At 67.1% G+C, this 16,531-nt stretch carries 12 protein-coding genes and 1 riboswitch; of the genes, 7 read left to right on the forward strand and 5 right to left on the reverse strand.

The genetic code is table 11. The annotated features are described in order from the left end of the window. Positions 1-159 precede the first annotated feature (159 nt). The 3 genes from uca to EYR15_RS16390 form a co-directional block, all read right to left on the reverse strand. Positions 160-3,687 carry an urea carboxylase gene (gene uca, locus EYR15_RS16380; protein ID WP_131004654.1) on the reverse strand — a complete coding sequence of 1,176 codons (3,528 nt, stop codon included), beginning with the start codon at positions 3,685-3,687 and terminating at the stop codon, positions 160-162. A 142-nt stretch (positions 3,688-3,829) separates the two neighbouring features. Then, the gene (locus tag EYR15_RS16385; protein WP_131004655.1) at positions 3,830-4,510 is read right to left on the reverse strand and encodes an urea amidolyase associated protein UAAP2; all 681 of its coding nucleotides are present in this window, start codon (positions 4,508-4,510) and stop codon (positions 3,830-3,832) included. An 18-nt stretch (positions 4,511-4,528) separates the two neighbouring features. Then, the gene (locus EYR15_RS16390) at positions 4,529-5,365 is read right to left on the reverse strand and encodes an urea amidolyase associated protein UAAP1 (protein ID WP_131004656.1); all 837 of its coding nucleotides are present in this window, start codon (positions 5,363-5,365) and stop codon (positions 4,529-4,531) included. Between the two features lie 84 nt (positions 5,366-5,449). Then, positions 5,450-5,561, reverse strand: a riboswitch (guanidine-I (ykkC/yxkD leader). A gap of 174 nt (positions 5,562-5,735) precedes the next feature. Between EYR15_RS16390 and EYR15_RS16395 the strand changes: the two genes are divergently transcribed. Further along, positions 5,736-6,641 (forward strand): hypothetical protein, encoded by a 906-nt coding sequence (locus tag EYR15_RS16395; RefSeq protein WP_131004657.1) that lies wholly within the window; start codon positions 5,736-5,738, stop codon positions 6,639-6,641. A gap of 3 nt (positions 6,642-6,644) precedes the next feature. Here the strand turns inward: EYR15_RS16395 and betI are convergent, their stop codons facing one another. Beyond that, a complete protein-coding gene (gene betI / locus EYR15_RS16400; RefSeq protein ID WP_131004658.1) occupies positions 6,645-7,349 on the reverse strand; it encodes a transcriptional regulator BetI in 705 nt (234 codons plus the stop codon). 231 nt (positions 7,350-7,580) lie between these two features. On the opposite strand from betI, the gene EYR15_RS16405 reads away from it, so the two are divergent. The 5 genes from EYR15_RS16405 to betA all read left to right on the forward strand — a co-directional run bounded on the left by EYR15_RS16405 (position 7,581) and on the right by betA (position 14,084). Continuing rightward, a complete protein-coding gene (locus tag EYR15_RS16405; protein ID WP_131004659.1) occupies positions 7,581-8,525 on the forward strand; it encodes a choline ABC transporter substrate-binding protein in 945 nt (314 codons plus the stop codon). 121 nt (positions 8,526-8,646) lie between these two features. Then, complete coding sequence (gene choW, locus EYR15_RS16410; protein WP_131004660.1) at positions 8,647-9,504, forward strand: choline ABC transporter permease subunit; 858 nt, start codon at positions 8,647-8,649, stop codon at positions 9,502-9,504. After that, entirely contained in the window at positions 9,501-10,718 is a 1,218-nt protein-coding gene (gene choV / locus EYR15_RS16415) for a choline ABC transporter ATP-binding protein (protein WP_131004661.1), read from the forward strand. The genes choW and choV overlap by 4 nt, the downstream gene beginning before the upstream one ends. Beyond that, complete coding sequence (gene betB / locus EYR15_RS16420; protein ID WP_131004662.1) at positions 10,715-12,226, forward strand: betaine-aldehyde dehydrogenase; 1,512 nt, start codon at positions 10,715-10,717, stop codon at positions 12,224-12,226. The genes choV and betB overlap by 4 nt, the downstream gene beginning before the upstream one ends. A 160-nt stretch (positions 12,227-12,386) precedes the next feature. Next, a complete protein-coding gene (betA, locus tag EYR15_RS16425) occupies positions 12,387-14,084 on the forward strand; it encodes a choline dehydrogenase (RefSeq protein WP_131004663.1) in 1,698 nt (565 codons plus the stop codon). Between the two features lie 8 nt (positions 14,085-14,092). Here betA and EYR15_RS16430 read toward each other — a convergent pair whose 3' ends face one another. Continuing rightward, positions 14,093-15,082, reverse strand: coding sequence for a GlxA family transcriptional regulator (locus EYR15_RS16430; RefSeq protein WP_245498371.1), 990 nt, complete (start codon positions 15,080-15,082; stop codon positions 14,093-14,095). Positions 15,083-15,270: 188 nt separating this feature from the next. Between EYR15_RS16430 and EYR15_RS16435 the strand changes: the two genes are divergently transcribed. Next, the gene (locus EYR15_RS16435) at positions 15,271-16,524 is read left to right on the forward strand and encodes a sarcosine oxidase subunit beta family protein (RefSeq protein WP_131004664.1); all 1,254 of its coding nucleotides are present in this window, start codon (positions 15,271-15,273) and stop codon (positions 16,522-16,524) included. Positions 16,525-16,531 lie beyond the last annotated feature (7 nt).

Consider the following 16,531-nt stretch of genomic DNA (forward strand, 5'->3'; position numbering starts at 1 on the left):
CGGCGGGCCGAGGCGACCTCGGACGTTGCGACGAGCACGGTAGGAACCTCAGCCCCGTTCGGTCAGCCCGACCAATGAGCGCCGCGTTGCGTCGGCTTCATCCGGAATGATGAGGAGGAGCCTCGAAAGAATGAACCGTGACCTCGCGTCGATGCCGGTTCAGTCCTCCGCGATCACCGCGACGATCTCCCCCGCCTTCACCGTGCGACCCGGCGTCGCCCGCATCGCGACGATCGTTCCCGCGACGGGCGACGCGATCTCCATCTCCATCTTCATCGCCTCAACGATCACGATCGGCTGACCGGCGTCGACCCGATCACCCTCGGCGACGAGCAGCTTCCAAACGTTGCCCGTCATGTGGCTCGGCGCGGCGGTGCAGCCTTCGGGGATCGCCTCCTCGTCCGCCATAGGGCCGCCGGCGTCGGAGACGAAGCTGTCGAGGCCGCGCGCTTTCCAGTCCGCGCGCTCGGCCTCGAACGCCGCCTGCCGGGACTTCTGAAACGCCGCGATACCGTCCGCCTCGGTCTCGAGAAGCTGGGCGTAGTCGCGATAGGAGAAGTCGATGTCCTCGATCCGGACGTCATAAGCGCCGTGCGGGAACGCTTCGCGCATCTCGACGAGCTCCTGCTCGTCCACGGGGAAGAAGCGGACGCGGTCGAAGAAGCGCAGGAGGTAGGGGTGCCCCGGCTTGAACGCGGGCGTGGTTCGCCACGAGTTCCACATCTGGATTGTCCGGCCGAACAGCTGATAGCCGCCAGGACCCTCCATCCCGTAGATGCACATATAGGCGCCGCCGATGCCGACCGCGTTCTCCGGCGTCCAGGTGCGCGCAGGATTGTATTTGGTGGTGACCAGCCGGTGGCGCGGGTCGACCGGCGTCGCGACGGGAGCGCCGAGATAGACGTCGCCGAGGCCCAGCACGAGATATTCCGCGTCGAACACGATGCGCTTGACGTCGTCGATCGAACTTAACCCGTTTATGCGCCGGATGAACTCGATGTTGTCCGGGCACCAGGGCGCGTCGGGGCGCACGAGCTCCTGATATTTACGCATCGCAAGCCGGATCTGAGGGTCGTTCCACGACAGCGGCAGCCAGACCGTGCTGCTCGGCACGGTGACGTCCTCCGGTGCCGGCAAACCCGCCTCGATCTCTTTCAGCGCGCCGAGAATGCGATCGGCCGGCGTCGTTGTGCTGTCGAAATGGACCTGCAGCGATCGGATGCCCGGCGTCAGGTCGATGATGCCCGGAAGCTTCGCCGTTCCAAGCGCTTCGGCGAGCACGTGCACGCGCATCCTGAGCGCGACGTCGAGGGTCATGTCGCCATATTCGACGAGGATGTTGTCGTCGCCCTGGCGGCGGTAGACCACGCGCGTCGGGCCGTCGTCGGACGCGCCCAGGATCGGGCTCGCGACGTCCGCCGCCCACTTCACCGCCGGCGCGCCGAGCGTATGGGCGGAGAAGCGGACCGTGTCGCCGGGCTTGAGCTGGCCGGTCTTCCACATCTCGTCGCGCGCGACGACGACCGGGCAGACGAAGCCGCCAAGGCTCGGCCCGTCTGGGCCCAGGATGATCGGCATGTCGCCGGTGAAGTCGAGTGCGCCGATAGCGTAGGCGTTGTCGTGCAGGTTGGAGGGATGCAGCCCGGCCTCGCCGCCATCCGCCCGCGCCCAGCGTGGCTGCGGCCCGATCAGCCGGACGCCTGTGCGGTCGCTGTTGAAGTGGACCTCGTAAGGAGCACTGAAGAGGTCGACGATGTCATCGTCCTGGAAGAAGTCCGGCGCGCCGTGCGGGCCGGAGCGGACGCCGAGCGTCCATTCGGTGGTTAATTCGGGCTTCTCGTCGGGCCTCGCGGCGCGCGGCTCGGCCTCGGGCGCGACCGTGTCGATCTTCAGCATGTCGCCGGCCTTGAGCGCGCCTTGCGCATGCCCGCCAAAGCGGCCGAGCATGAAGGTCGCCTTTGCGCCGAAGGCCTCCGCCGCCTCGATCCCGCCGCGCACCGCGAGATAGGTCCGCTGCCCGGGCCCCTCGATGCGGCCGAGCGCAAGCGTCGCTCCTGCGGGAACCTCGATCGGCTCGAACCAGACGACCGGGGCGCCGTCGAGCGTCGCTTTCATCGCCGCGCCCGTCAGCGCGATCGTCGCCGCGCGGTGGAACCTCAGGGTGGGTCCCGAGACGGCGCATTCGAGCGCGGGGAGGCCTTGCCGGTTGCCGACGATCCGATTGGCGAGCCGGAAAGAGCGGTCGTCCATCGGCCCCGACGGCGGCACGCCGACATGCCAGAGGCTCAGCCGGCCCGGCCAATCCTGCACGCTGCTCTGCGCGCCGGCCGCGACGACCTCGATCGCGCGGGGCGTGAAGGCGAAGGTCTTCAGCGCCGCGGTCGAGACGTCGCCGGCCTCGAAACCTTTGGAGGCCGCGATCGCGCGAACATAGTCCAGATTGGTCTCGATCCCGAGCAGCGTGGTCTCGTCGAGCGCCTTGCGGAGTTTGGAGAGCGCCTCGTCGCGATCGGCTCCGTGGACGATGACCTTGGCCAGCATCGGGTCGTAATTCGGCGTCACCTCCGTCCCGGTCTCGATCCAGCCGTCCACGCGCGCGTCGTCGGGGAACGCCACCTTCGTCAGCACGCCGGTCGAGGGCCGGAAATCGGCCTGCGGCGTCTCGGCGTAGATCCGGACCTCCATCGCGGCGCCGTTCGGGATCAGGCTTTCCTGCTCGGGAAGCGTGAATTCGCCTGCCGCCTGCCGCAGCATCCATTCGACGAGATCGACGCCGAAGACGGCCTCGGTGACGGGGTGCTCGACCTGAAGGCGGGTGTTGACCTCGAGGAAGGAGAAATCCTCGCGGGCGACGTCGTAGATGAACTCGACGGTGCCAGCGGATTCGTAAGACACGGCCTTGCCCAGCGCGATCGCGGCGTCCCGGAGGCGCGCACGCACGCTCTCTGACAGGTTCGGGGCAGGGGTCTCCTCGACGACCTTCTGGTTGCGGCGCTGGAGCGAGCAGTCGCGCTCGCCGAGCGCGACCACGCCGCCTTTGCCGTCGCCGAATATCTGCACCTCGACATGCCGCGCGACCGCGACGAAGCGCTCGAGATAGACCCTGATATCGCCGAAGCTCGCGCCTGCCATGCGCTGGACGGCCTCGAATTTCTGGGCGAGTTCTTTGGCGTCGTGACAGAGCTGCATGCCGATGCCGCCGCCGCCTGCGGTCGACTTCAGCATCACGGGAAAGCCAATCGTCTCCGCGACCGCGACGGCCTCGTCCGCCGAGGTGAGCAGGTCGGAGCCCGCGAGCAGCGGCACACCGGCCGTCTTCGCAATTTCGCGCGCGGTGTGCTTCAGCCCGAAGCCGCGCAGATGTTCGGGCCTGGGCCCGACGAAGCGGATTCCCTCCGCCGCCAGCCGCTCGGCGAAGTCCGCGTTCTCCGACAGGAAGCCATAGCCGGGGTGAACGGCCTCGGCGCCGGTCTTCCGGCAGGCGTCGAGGATCGCGTCGACGTTGAGATAGCTGTCGCGCGCCGGCGCGGCCCCGATGCGCACCGCCTCGTCGGCGTCGAGCACGGGCCGGGTGAACCGGTCGGCGTCTGAAGTGACCGCGACCGAGCCTACTCCGAGCCGTTTCAGCGTGCGGATGACGCGGCCAGCGATCTCGCCGCGGTTCGCGATCAGGACCTTGTCGAACATGTCTGTGTCCAGTCGGCGATGCCGTGCGTCCGAGGCTGCCTCGCCGTCATGCCCGTCCGGGCACAACTTGGACTTGGAGCGCGAAGGAGGAGGGAAGTCTTGGAATGCCCGGAAGACGGGCATGACGGAAGTGGGACGGCGCCTACGCCTCGGACGGATCGAAGATCAGCACCCTGACCGGCGAGGGGTCGAAGCCGTTGCAGGGATTGTTGATCTGCGGGCAGTTCGAGATCACGCAGAGGATGTCGCGAGCCGCCAGCACGTCGACGTAATCGCCCGGCGCCGACACGCCGTCGACGATCGCGAGCTTCCCCGAGGGCTCGATCGGCACGTTCATGAAGAAGTTGATGTTCGGCACGACGTCGCGCTTGGTCATGCCGTGGCGGCCGACCTCGAGCACGAAATTCTCGCGGCAGGCGTGCATGAAGCGCGCGTGCATGCCGAAGCGCACCGTGTTCGCTTCGCACGAGCAGGCGCCGGCGGAGGTGTCGTGGCGGCCGCAGCTGTCGGAGATCACCGTGCCGAGCAGGGCGCCGTCATTCGCGATCAGCCGCGTGCCGGTCGAGACGTAAGGCGCGCCCTGCGCGAGGATCGTGTCCTGCGCGGAATAGCGGCGCTGGTGGTCGTGCGCGTCGTAGAACAGCGTGTCGACGGCCTGGCAGCCTTCCAGGTCGATGATCCTGAGGATCTGCCCCTTCTCGATGATCCCGGACCATGGCCGGTTCGCGGGGATCGTGAAGTCGTAGAAGGCGTCCTCGACCGCGAGCTTTGCAGGAGCCGCGAAGAAGGAGGATGTCGGAGCGGCGGAAACGAGTTCGGGCATCGGGGTCGGTCGCTCCTCTCAAACGCTGCGGAGATGACGGTCGAGGTTCTCGAAGCCACGGGCGGCTTCCGCCGTCGCTGTGCGGCAGAGATCGTCGGCGCCGGCCGGCGGCAGGACATGGACGATCAGCTCCACCTCGCCGGGGTTGAACACCTCGTCTGGCGCCAGCGGGTGAGGGCAGTTCGAGACCGCGACCAGGAGGTCCATCTCGGCCCGCAGGTCCACGAAGTCGCCGGGCTGCACGACATCAGGCTTGAACGCCATGCGGCCGTCCTCGCCGTGGAAGACCGGGGCGAACAGCGTCAGCACCGGCGCGACGTCGCGGGCGCCGAGGCCGAACTTGGAGGCGCAAAGCAGTATGTTTTCGCGCGTCGAACGCAGCCCGTCGTCGCCGTATTTCATCGCGTTCGAGATGGGGGTCGAGCCGCCGACCACCGTGTCGTGCGCGCCTGATGTGTCCTCGACGATCGAGAACAGCGGCCGGCCCATGTCGGAGAACAGCACACGGCCCTTGCGGAGCTCGGATGTCCACTGGACCTTGATCGTGTCAGCGCTGTTGTAGCGCTCGGACGTATCCGCCGCGCTCCAGAAGAACAGCGAGACGCCAGGCGTGCCGGACGCGTTCAGCACCCGCAGCGCCTCGCCGCGCATCACCTTGCCCGCCCAGTACCAGCCGCCAGGCAGCGTCGCGCGCTCGCGGACGGCGGAGGGGTCGATCGCGGCTGCGTCGCGCGGGGTCGGCGGCGGCAGGGTCTTGGGGCCGGCGGTTTGACCCGCGGCCTTCAGCTCAAGGTAGCGCTTGCGCCGCTCGGCGATCTGCGCGGCCTTGTCGTCGTGCCCGTCATTCTCTTGCATGGGTTCTGAGCTCCCTTCCGAACCGTCTCGAGGTCTCGGAAACAGAGCGCGGACCATCACGGCGCCTGTTCCAAGGCCGTTGAGGTCTCCCGGGATTTTATCCCGCCGTGTCCCTCCGGATGTCTCCCGGCGGGGCGGCAGCTCTCGGACCAGCCGTCGCTCTCGACCGCGACGCGGAACCCTAGCCGCCAACTCAGCGATCGGAATTTACAGGCGGCGCCCTTTCTCGCGCCAGCGTGAAAAAGCGGCAATCGGCTGAAATACCCGGCGCCGGTTGCGGCAGTCGTCACGATGGTCGGCGACGTCGATGATGACAGGATTGCGCGCGAATCGGCGATATTCAACGGTGGACGCGTTGGGGGATCGCAGCATGGATGAGACCGGAGAGACGATGGGGCGCGCGCCGGCGCCGCTCCGCGTCGGCGTCTGCATCCTCTATCTCGGCGACGCCCGCGCGCTCGACGTGACGCTGCGCTCGCTCGACTGTCTGCAGGTCCACGCCGACCGCGTCGTCGTCGTCGAGCAGCCTTTCGGCCGGCGCGAGGGCGGGCCTTCCGCACGCCACGTCACGACGGAATGGATCTCGGTCGAGCCGCCGCTAAACCCGCGGAGCGCGGGCCTTGCCCGCCTGGACGATTGCGACCTCGTCGTGTTCGTCCGCGAGGGCGTCGCCTTCGGGCCGACGGCGATCGGCGCCGAGCGCGCGCGGTTCGCCTCGTCGCCCGATCTTCGGGCCGCGCTGCTGACGAGCCGGCTCGTCATGGGACTCGACGAGTTCCTCGGCGGCGACGGCGAGGATCCCTACGAGACGCTGCGCCAGCGCGGGGCAATCACGGAAAGCTACGCGCCGCGCTACTTCACGCCCTGCATGCTGACCGTCGCGACCAAACGCGAGCCGATCGGGACCTTCGAGAGCTTCGCCTCCCGCTCCGAATGGGCGTCGGCGCGGCTGTTCCTCGACTCCATGCGAGCGCCCGCTATCGAGGCTGCGAGCGACGCCTTCGGCCTGATCGCGAACGACCCGGACCGCCGCGACACCGAGCTCCACGGGCGCGAGGCCTATGAGGCGCTGAGCCAGTTCGGCGAGGCGTATCCGCCCTACCAATCGCTGGCGCGCTCAGATATGCGCCGGCTCGCCTTCCAGCAGATCGCGGGCGTGCTCAGGCTGTCGCGTCCGAAAGTGCGGCTGCGCTTCCTGCGCGGCTTCGTCGAGGGCCATCGCCGCGACGCCGCCGTGCGCCGTCGCATGGCTCGCGACATTTCAGACCTCGCCTGACGTTCAGTCCTGCTCGTCGCTTAGGTTCTCGAGCGCGCGCAGCGCATCTTCGGTTCGCGCCAGCCCCTCGCGTTGCGCTTCGATCGCGGCGCGAAGCGCAGAGGCTGCTTCAGAAGACGAGCCGACCAGGATCAAAATCAAGTCCTTGACGGTCTGCCGCGCTCGCTCAGCCTCGTCGGGGTGCGGGTCGCTTGAATGCGATTGCAGCCAGAGCCCGTCGATCATCGCCGCAATGAGGATCGCAACGGCCTCGATGCGGCTCGCCGGGATCAGCGCCCGAAGCCCGTGCCGAAGGTTTGCGCGCATGCGCCGTTGGTAGATCGACTGCACCCGCCGATATGGCGCCGAATGCATGATCTGGCCCCAGAAGGCCAGCCACACCGCGCTGGTCCGCCGCTCGAACTCCTCGTCGGCGAGCGCGGATTCCGACACCGCAAGCACCCTTTCGAGCGGCGTTCGCGCGGCGCGCAGCCGAACCGCGGTAGCGCGGGCGAGCCGCGCCGCCATGAACCGCAAGGTCGCCTCGAGCAGTCCGTCCTTGTCGCCGAAATAATGCGCGAACAGCCCTTGGCTGACGCCGGCGCGGCGCGCGATCTCGCCCAGCGAGGCCGCCTTGAAACCGACTTCCGAGACAGTCTCGATCGTCGCCTCGATCAATTGGCGGCGACGCGCTGCCTCGAAGTTCTGGGAGGGCTCATGGACGTTCATGATCTCAGCTTAAACCTCTCTTGAACGATCGTTCAATCCTCCGTCCGCCCTGCGCACCAAAAGTGACGCGCTCTACCGCTTTGCACAAATAATCGTCGGGGCGCCCTCAATCAAATCAGTTGTTTGCACGTATTGCAGCGCAACAGCTTAAATTTTGCTGTTGAACGTTCATTCAACCAGTTCTAAGGACTCTGACACGCCAGTCGAACCGTCCGTTGTTGGAGGTCCTCCGTGAAGCGTCACATTCTGTCTTCGCTCGTTCTCGCAGCCTCGGTCGCAGCCGCTGCGCCCGCTTTCGCCGCGGAGCCCGCAACCTGCAAGCCGGTCCGGTTCGCCGACGTCGGCTGGACCGACATCACCTCCACCACCGCGATCGCTTCGCGCATCCTGACCGCCCTTGGTTATCAGCCGAAGACGCAGGTTCTCTCGGTGCCGGTGACCTACGCCTCGTTGAAGTCAAAGGACATCGACGTCTTCCTCGGCAACTGGATGCCCACGATGGAGGCGGATCGGAAGCCTTACCTCGACGCTGGCCAGATCGAGGTGATCGGCCCGAACCTGACGGGCGCCAAGTACACGCTCGCGGTTCCGACCTATCTCTACGACAAGGGCCTCAAGAGCTTCGCGGACATCGAGAAGTTCAAGGAAGACCTCAAGGACAAGATCTACGGCATCGAGCCGGGCAACGACGGCAACCGCCTGATCCTAGGCATGATCAAGGACGGCAAGTTCGGGCTTAAGGGCTTCGACCTCGTCGAGTCGAGCGAGCAGGGCATGCTGGCCCAGGTCGACCGCGCCCAGCGTCGCAAGGAGGCGATCGTCTTCCTCGGCTGGGAGCCGCATCCGATGAACACCAAATACAAGATCAAGTATCTCGAAGGCGGCGACGACGTGTTCGGCGCAAATTTTGGCGGCGCCGAGATCTTCACGAACCTGCGCGCCGGTTACGCCAAGGAATGCCCGAACCTCGGCGCCTTTTTCAACAAGCTGAAGTTTGAACTCGACACCGAGAACAAGGTTATGGGCTCGATCCTCTTCGACTCCATGGAGGCGGACAAGGCGGCGGAGAAGTGGCTGAAGGAAGAGCCGACGGCGTGGGCCGGCTGGCTCGACGGCGTGACCACGATGGATGGACAGCCCGCGCTGCCGGTCGTGAAAAAGAGCCTCGGGCTCTGAGCTGAACGCGAGAAGCGGGGCCCCCTTACCTGACAGCGCGCCAGGGCCGGGCGAGGGGGCTCCTCGTTCACCGCATCGCATCGCCTGAATACGCTCCGTCGCCTCGAACCGAGGACCGCGCATGTATGACTGGCTTGTCGCACACAAGATCCCGCTCGGCGCCATCCTCGCGACCGCGATCGAATGGCTGACCGATCACGGTCAGGCGTTTTTCGACTTCGTCTCCATCGCGCTCTCCACGATGGTCGACGGGCTGACGAGCCTGCTGCTGTGGATCCCGCCCTTTGTGGTGATCGCGGCCTTCGCGCTGGGCGCCTGGGCTCTGCACCGCTCGATCGGCCTCGTGGTCTTCATCGTCCTCGCCCTGCTGCTGGTGATCAACCTAGGCTACTGGGAGGCGACGATGCAGACCCTGTCGCTCGTCATCTGGGCGACCGCGACCTGCATCGTCATCGGCGTTCCCGTCGGCATCATGGCGGCGCACCGGCCCTGGCTCTACCAGGCCGTCCGTCCGGTGCTCGACCTCATGCAGACGATCCCGACCTTCGTGTACCTGATCCCGACGCTGGTGCTGTTCGGCCTCGGCACGGTGCCCGGCGTGATCTCCACGGTGATCTTCGCGCTTCCGGCGCCGATTCGGCTGACCCAGCTCGGCATCGCCTCGGTGCCGGAAGCGCTTCGCGAGGCCGCGCTCGCCTATGGCGCGACCAAGCGGCAGCTGCTGTTCAAGGTCGAGCTGCCGCACGCCATGCCGACGATCCTCGCCGGCGTCACCCAATGCATCATGCTGTCGCTCTCGATGGTGGTGATCGCGGCGCTCGTCGGCGCCGACGGGCTCGGCAAGCCGGTCGTCCGGGCGCTGAACTCGGTCAACATCTCCATGGGCTTTGAGGCCGGCATCGCGATCGTCGTGCTCGCGATCATCCTCGACCGCGTCTGCAAACGGCCAGAGGTCCGCTCGGGGAGGAGGTCGGCATGAACGCGTTGACCGAGACTGTCGTCCCGTCCGCCGAGAGCCACTCCGAAAACGCCGTCGAACTCCGCAAACTCGCGATCGTCTTCGGCAAGGCGAAGCCGGCGCTGGCGCTCGCCGACAAAGGCGCGGGCCGCGACGACATTCGCGACCAGACCGGCGCGATCCTCGGCGCCTACGACGTCAATCTCGACATCCGCAAGGGCGAGATCTGCGTGCTGATGGGGTTGTCCGGCTCGGGCAAGTCGACCGTGCTGCGGGCGATCAACGGCCTGAACAAGACCGCCCGCGGTGAGGTCATGGTTCGCCACGGCGGCAAGCTGGTCGACGTCGCGACATGCGGTCCAAGGACGCTCCGCGAGATCCGGCTGAAGACGGTCTCGATGGTCTTTCAGCAGTTCGGCCTGCTGCCCTGGCGTTCCGTGCGGGACAATGTCGGCTTCGGCCTCGAGATCCGCGGCATGGGAACAGCCGAGCGCCGCGGCGTCGTCGACGAGAAGCTCGAGATGGTCGGGCTTTCGAAGTGGGCGGACAAGCAGGTGCAGGAGCTTTCCGGCGGCATGCAGCAGCGCGTCGGCCTCGCCCGCGCCTTCGCGACCGATGCCGATATTCTGCTGATGGACGAGCCGTTCTCCGCGCTCGATCCCCTGATCCGCGACAAGCTGCAGGACGATCTGCTGAGCCTCCAGGAGCGCCTGCACAAGACGATCGTGTTCGTCAGCCACGATCTGTCCGAGGCGCTGAAGCTCGGCAACCGCATCGCCATCATGGAGGGTGGGCGGGTCGTCCAGTTCGGCGCCGCGGCCGACATCATGCTGCGCCCGGCCGACGCTTATGTCGCGGAGTTCGTGAAACGCATGAACCCGCTCGAAGTGCTCTGCGCCGACGCGGTGATGACGCCGACGTCGGACCTGCCGCGCGACGGCGGCGACGTGATCCTGCTGCTCGGCGGCCGCGGCCGGCTGACGCTCGACGGCGCAGGCAAGCCCGTCTCCTGCCAGATCGAGGGGCGCGAAGGCCGCATCGGCGAACTTGGCGCGGACGGCGCGCTGAAGAGCCACGGCGACATCATGGTCGCGCCTGCGGAACTGACGCTGAAGGGCGCGATCGACGCGCGCAGCAGCGCGGACTACCCGATCGTGCTGGTCGATCAGCTCGGCCGCCTCGCCGGGCTCTGCGACCACAGCGAGATCTATAAAGGGCTGTTGCAGAAGCCATGACCGCCGCAGCACGAGCGCCGCGCGAGCCCGCGCGGACTAATCGGTACCCTCTCCAGAAGCTCCACATCGGCGGCGAGTACGTTGACGCCTCCGGCTCCGAGACCTTCGAGACGGTGAACCCCGCCACCGGCGAGGTTCTGGCCGAAGTTCAACAGGCGTCCGCCATCGACGTCGATCGGGCCGTCGCGGCCGCGACCGAAGGCCAAAGGGTCTGGGATGCGATGACGGCGATGGAGCGCTCGCGCATCCTGCGCCGCGCGGTCGACATCCTGCGCGCCCGCAATGACGAGCTCGCGCTGATCGAGACGCACGACACCGGAAAGCCGCTCTCGGAGACGAAGGCCGTCGACATCGTCACCGGCGCCGACGTGCTGGAATATTACGCCGGGCTGATCCCGGCGCTCGAAGGAAGGCAGATCCCACTGCGGGAGACCTCCTTTGTCTACACAAGGCGAGAGCCGCTCGGGGTCGTCGCCGGCATCGGCGCGTGGAACTACCCGATCCAGATCGCGCTGTGGAAGTCGGCGCCGGCGCTTGCCGCCGGCAACGCGATGATCTTCAAGCCAAGCGAGGTGACGCCGCTCAGCGCCCTGAAGCTCACCGAGATCTACGCCGAAGCCGGCCTGCCCGCCGGCTGCTTCAACGTGCTGAACGGAGCAGGGCCGGCGGTCGGGGCGGCGCTGACAGAGCATCCGGGGATCGCCAAGGTGTCCTTCACAGGCGGCACGGTGACGGGCAAGAAGGTGATGGCGTCGGCCTCCGGCTCGACGCTGAAGGAGGTCACGATGGAGCTCGGCGGCAAGTCGCCGCTGATCGTGTTCGACGACGCCGACCTCGACCGCGCCGCCGACATCGCGGTAATGGCGAACTTCTTCTCCTCCGGCCAGGTCTGCACCAACGGCACGCGGGTCTTCGTGCCGCTCTCGATGAAGCAGACTTTTGAGGCGCGCGTGGCCGAGCGGGTCGCCCGCATCCGCGTCGGCGACCCGCTCGACGAGAGCGTTAATTTCGGTCCGCTCGTCAGCTTTGCTCACATGACGAAAGTGCTCGGCTATATCGAGCAGGGAAGGAGCGCAGGCGCCCGGCTGCTTGCGGGCGGCTCGCGCCTGACCGATGGCGTGTTCGCCGCAGGCGCCTTCGTCGCCCCAACCGTCTTCACCGACTGCTCCGACGACATGGCGATCGTCCGCGAAGAGATCTTCGGGCCGGTGATGAGCATCCTCACTTACGAGACCGAGGACGAGGTCATCGCTCGCGCCAATGACACGTCCTACGGGCTCGCCGCGGGCCTCGTGACGCGCGACCTCGCGCGCGCCCACCGCGTCATCCACCGCCTCGAAGCCGGGATCTGCTGGATCAACACCTGGGGCGAGTCTCCCGCCGAAATGCCGGTCGGCGGCTACAAGCAGTCGGGCGTCGGCCGCGAGAACGGCGTCGAGACGCTGGAGCGCTACACGCGCGGCAAGTCCGTGCAGGTCGAGCTCGGAGCATTCTCCTCGGTGTTTTGAACGTCGGTTCTGCGTGCTTCGAGACGCGAACCGTTGGTTCGCTCCTCAGCATGAGGAGCGTTGAAAAAAGAAAGAGCGCCAACCGTCCTCATGCTGAGGAGCCGCCGTAGGCGGCGTCTCGAAGCACGCAGAGACAGGGCCGAGACCGCGATCGAATCCCATGGACCAGTCCAAACGCGAATTCGATTACATCGTCATCGGCGCCGGGTCGGCCGGCAACGTGCTGGCAGCGCGGCTCACCGAAGACCCGGACGTCACGGTCCTGCTGCTCGAAGCGGGCGGGCCGGATTACCGATTCGACTTCCGCACCCAGATGCCGGCGGCGCTCGCTTATCCCCTTCAGGGGCGACGCTACAACTGGGCATATCTGACCGATCCCGAGCCACACATGAACGGCCGGCGGATGGAATGCGGCCGCGGCAAGGGGCTCGGCGGCTCCTCGCTGATCAACGGCATGTGCTACATCCGCGGCAACGCCATGGACTTCGACGGCTGGGCGCAGGCGCCTGGGATGGGCGACTGGTCCTACGCGGATTGCCTGCCTTACTTCCGCAAGTCCGAGACCCGCGACGCCGGTGCAAACGACTATCACGGGGCCGAGGGGCCGGTGAGCGTGACGACGCCGAAGCCCGGCAATAACGAGCTGTTCGACGCGATGATCTCGGCTGGCGTCCAGGCCGGCTATCCGCACACCAACGACCTCAACGGCTACCAGCAGGAAGGCTTCGGCCCGATGGACCGGACGGTGACCCCTGAGGGCCGCCGCTCGTCCACCGCGCGGGGCTATCTCGACCAAGCGAAGGCGCGGCCGAACCTCACCATCGTCACGCACGCCACGACCGACCGCGTCCTGTTCTCAGGCAAACGCGCCGTCGGCGTGGCCTATCTGGTCGGCTCTGGCGACGAGCCGACGGTCGCGCACGCCTCTCGCGAGGTCCTGCTGTCCGCCGGCGCGATCGCTTCGCCGCAGATCCTGCAGCGCTCCGGCGTCGGGCCGTCTGCGCTGCTGCGCGAAATCGGCGTCAATCTCGTGCTCGACCTGCCTGGGGTCGGCCAGAAACTGCAAGATCATCTCGAGATGTACCTGCAATACGAGTGCAAGAAGCCGGTCTCGCTCGCGCCGGCGCTCAAATGGTGGAACCAGCCCAAGATCGGCGCGGAGTGGATGTTGCTCGGCACGGGGCTCGGCGCTTCGAACCAGTTCGAGGCCGGCGGCTTCATCCGCTCGAGCACCGAGTTCGCCTGGCCCAATCTGCAGTATCACTTCCTGCCTGTGGCGATCAGCTACAACGGCACGAACGCCTTTGAAGGCCACGGCTTTCAGGCGCATGTCGGCTCGATGCGTTCGCCAAGCCGCGGCCGCATCGAGCTGAAGTCGCGCGACCCGCGTGAGCATCCCTCGATCCTGTTCAACTATATGAGCCACGAACAGGACTGGCGGGAGTTCCGGGACGCGATCCGCATCACGCGCGAGATCATGCGCCAGCCGGCGCTCGACGCGTATCGCGGCAGGGAGATCGGACCGGGCGACGACGTCCAGAGCGATTCCGAACTCGACGCCTTCGTCCGTGCCCATGCCGAGACGGCTTACCATCCCTCGTGCTCGTGCAAGATGGGCCACGACGAGATGGCGGTGGTCGACGGCGAGGGCAGGGTGCGCGGAATCGAGGGTCTTCGCGTGGTGGACGCCTCGATCATGCCGCTGATCATCACAGGTAATCTGAACGCCACGACGATCATGATGGCGGAGAAGATCGCCGACCGGATCCGCGGCAGGCAGCCGCTGCCGCGGAGCGACGCGCCATATTTCGTGGCGGGTGAAGCGCCCGTGAGGCGGGCGCCGCTCCGGGCTGCCTGAAGCGGCGCTTACTGAGCCGCCGCCTTCTCGATCATCGGCTTCCGCTCCGCGCTCGGCGGCTTGCCGAACCCGTCGAGATAGGCCCGCGAGAAGTGCGAGGCGGAGGAGAACCCGCATTCCAGCGCGATGGTCAGCAGCGGCATCGAGGTCTGGCGGATCAGCGCCCGCGCGCGCTCCAGCCGGATGCGCAGATAATGTTTAGCGGGCGACTGGCCGAGATATTTGAAGAACAGCCGCTCGAGCTGGCGGGTCGAGAGGTTTACGGCGGCCGCGAGCTCCTGGCTCGACAGCGGCTCCTCGATCGCCTGCTCCATCAGCCCGACGACCTTCAGCAGCTTCGGATGCGCCACGCCGAGCCGCATCCTGAGGTCCATGCGCTGGCGCTCGCCCGCTTCGCGGATGCGGGGGTGCAGCAACTGCTCGGCGACCTCATGAGCGAGCGCCGCGCCATGGTCGCGCGCGATGACGGCGAGCATCATGTCGGCGGACGCGAAGCCGCCGCCGCAGGTCAGCCGGTCGCGGTCGATCTCGAACAATTCGGCGTCGAGCGCCGCGTCCGGATGCTCGCTCGTGAGGCTCGCAAGGTTCTCCCAGTGGATGGTCGCGCGGTAGCCGTCGAGCAGGCCGGCGCGGGCGAGCACATAGGCGCCGGTGCAAAGCGAGCCGATGGCCTTGCGACGCGACGCGAGCCGGCGAAGCGTCGCGGTCAGCGCGACATGATCGGCCTTCTCGACGTCGATGCCACCGCAGACCAGCGCGACGTCGAGTTCGGGGGCGTCCGCGAAGCTCCCGTCGACCGAGACGACGACGCCGTTTGACGCCGCGCACGGGCCGCCGTCGCGCGACCAGAGCGAAGGCGCGTAGAGCTCGCGACCGGCCTCACGGTTCGCAAGCCGCAGCGGCTCGATCGCGGACGCGAATGCGGCCATCGAGAAGCGCTCGACGAGCATGAAGCCGACGCGGGTCGGGTTGTCTTCGAGCGGGGTAACGAACGCCATCACGCAGTCTCGGAGCTGAGGCTTTCCGCAGCGATTCTTCGCGTTGCGAGGACGCCGGTCAATGACGAACTGGAATGGTTGAAAGATGGCGTAGCGGCCCGTCGCAAAAGCCCAAATCGCGGTCGCCCTGAAGCAAGCCGTCCGCATGACGCGAATGCATCGTTCGTCCGACACGCGAGGCCCGTCTGATGCGCCGCTTCTCCTTCGCCTCTCTTCTGTCGGAAGCGCTTGGCGGCCACCAGGGCTGGGGCCGCCAGTGGCGCGCGCCCGACCCGAAGCCATCCTACGACGTCGTCATCATCGGCGGCGGCGGGCATGGGCTGGCGACGGCCTACTACCTCGCGACCGTGCACGGCATCACCAACGTCGCAGTGCTCGAGAAGGGCTGGATTGGGGGCGGCAATACCGGCCGCAACACCACCATCATCCGATCGAACTATCTCTATGACGAGAGCGCCGGGATCTACGAACACGCGCTCAAGCTCTGGGAAGGCCTGTCCCAGGAGCTGAACTACAACGTGATGTTCTCCCAGCGCGGCGTCCTGATGCTCGCGCACAACCATCACGACGACCAAAGCTTCAAGCGGCACGTCTACGCCAACCGGCTGAACGGCATCGACAATGAGTGGCTGTCGGCCGAGGAGTGCAAGGACTTCTGCCCGCCGCTCTCGATCTCGCCAGACATCCGCTACCCCGTGCTCGGCGGCGCTCTGCAGCGCCGCGCCGGCACCGCCCGGCACGACGCCGTCGCTTGGGGCTACGCCCGCGGCGCGGATGCGCGCGGCGTCGACATCATCCAGAACTGCGAGGTCACCGGCATCAGCCGCGACGCTTCCGGCAAGGCGATCGGCGTCGAGACCACCCGCGGCTACATACGCGCGGGTCGCATTGGCGTGGTCGCTGCGGGCAACACCTCACGGGTCATGGCGATGGCGGACGTCCGCATGCCGCTCGAGAGCTACCCGCTTCAGGCGCTGGTCTCGGAGCCCGTCAAGCCGGTGTTCCCCTGCGTCGTCATGTCGAACGCGGTGCACGCCTACATCTCGCAATCCGACAAGGGCGAGCTCGTCATCGGCGCCGGCACAGACCAATACACGTCCTACAGCCAGCAGGGCGGGCTCCACATCACCACCCACACGCTCGACGCGATCTGCGAGATCTTCCCGCAGTTCACGCGCATGCGGATGCTGCGCTCCTGGGGCGGCATCGTGGACGTGACGCCGGACCGCTCGCCGATCATCGGCAAGACGCCTGTGGAGAACCTGTTCGTAAACTGTGGATGGGGCACCGGCGGCTTCAAGGCGACGCCCGGCTCCGGCCACGTCTTCGCGCATACGCTCGCGACGGGAGAACCGCACAAGGTCAACGCGCCCTTCACGCTCGACCGCTTCCGCACCGGCCGCCTGATCGACGAAGCGGCCGCCGCCGCCGTGGCCCACTGAAGGGGAT

It is taken from the genome of Hansschlegelia quercus, assembly GCF_004310425.1.
In the GTDB taxonomy this organism is placed as follows: Bacteria; Pseudomonadota; Alphaproteobacteria; order Rhizobiales; family Methylopilaceae; genus Methylopila; species Methylopila quercus.

What these genes read in the sequence shown, in the direction of transcription:
- EYR15_RS16390 (WP_131004656.1), bottom strand. Translation starts at nt 5,365, where the DNA reads ATGCAAGAGAATGACGGGCACGACGACAAGGCCGCGCAGATCGCCGAG.
- EYR15_RS16435 (WP_131004664.1), top strand. Translation starts at nt 15,271, where the DNA reads ATGCGCCGCTTCTCCTTCGCCTCTCTTCTGTCGGAAGCGCTTGGCGGC.
- EYR15_RS16385 (WP_131004655.1), bottom strand. Translation starts at nt 4,510, where the DNA reads ATGCCCGAACTCGTTTCCGCCGCTCCGACATCCTCCTTCTTCGCGGCT.
- uca (WP_131004654.1), bottom strand. Translation starts at nt 3,687, where the DNA reads ATGTTCGACAAGGTCCTGATCGCGAACCGCGGCGAGATCGCTGGCCGC.
- betA (WP_131004663.1), top strand. Translation starts at nt 12,387, where the DNA reads ATGGACCAGTCCAAACGCGAATTCGATTACATCGTCATCGGCGCCGGG.
- EYR15_RS16395 (WP_131004657.1), top strand. Translation starts at nt 5,736, where the DNA reads ATGGATGAGACCGGAGAGACGATGGGGCGCGCGCCGGCGCCGCTCCGC.
- betI (WP_131004658.1), bottom strand. Translation starts at nt 7,349, where the DNA reads ATGAACGTCCATGAGCCCTCCCAGAACTTCGAGGCAGCGCGTCGCCGC.
- choW (WP_131004660.1), top strand. Translation starts at nt 8,647, where the DNA reads ATGTATGACTGGCTTGTCGCACACAAGATCCCGCTCGGCGCCATCCTC.
- choV (WP_131004661.1), top strand. Translation starts at nt 9,501, where the DNA reads ATGAACGCGTTGACCGAGACTGTCGTCCCGTCCGCCGAGAGCCACTCC.
- EYR15_RS16430 (WP_245498371.1), bottom strand. Translation starts at nt 15,082, where the DNA reads ATGGCGTTCGTTACCCCGCTCGAAGACAACCCGACCCGCGTCGGCTTC.
- betB (WP_131004662.1), top strand. Translation starts at nt 10,715, where the DNA reads ATGACCGCCGCAGCACGAGCGCCGCGCGAGCCCGCGCGGACTAATCGG.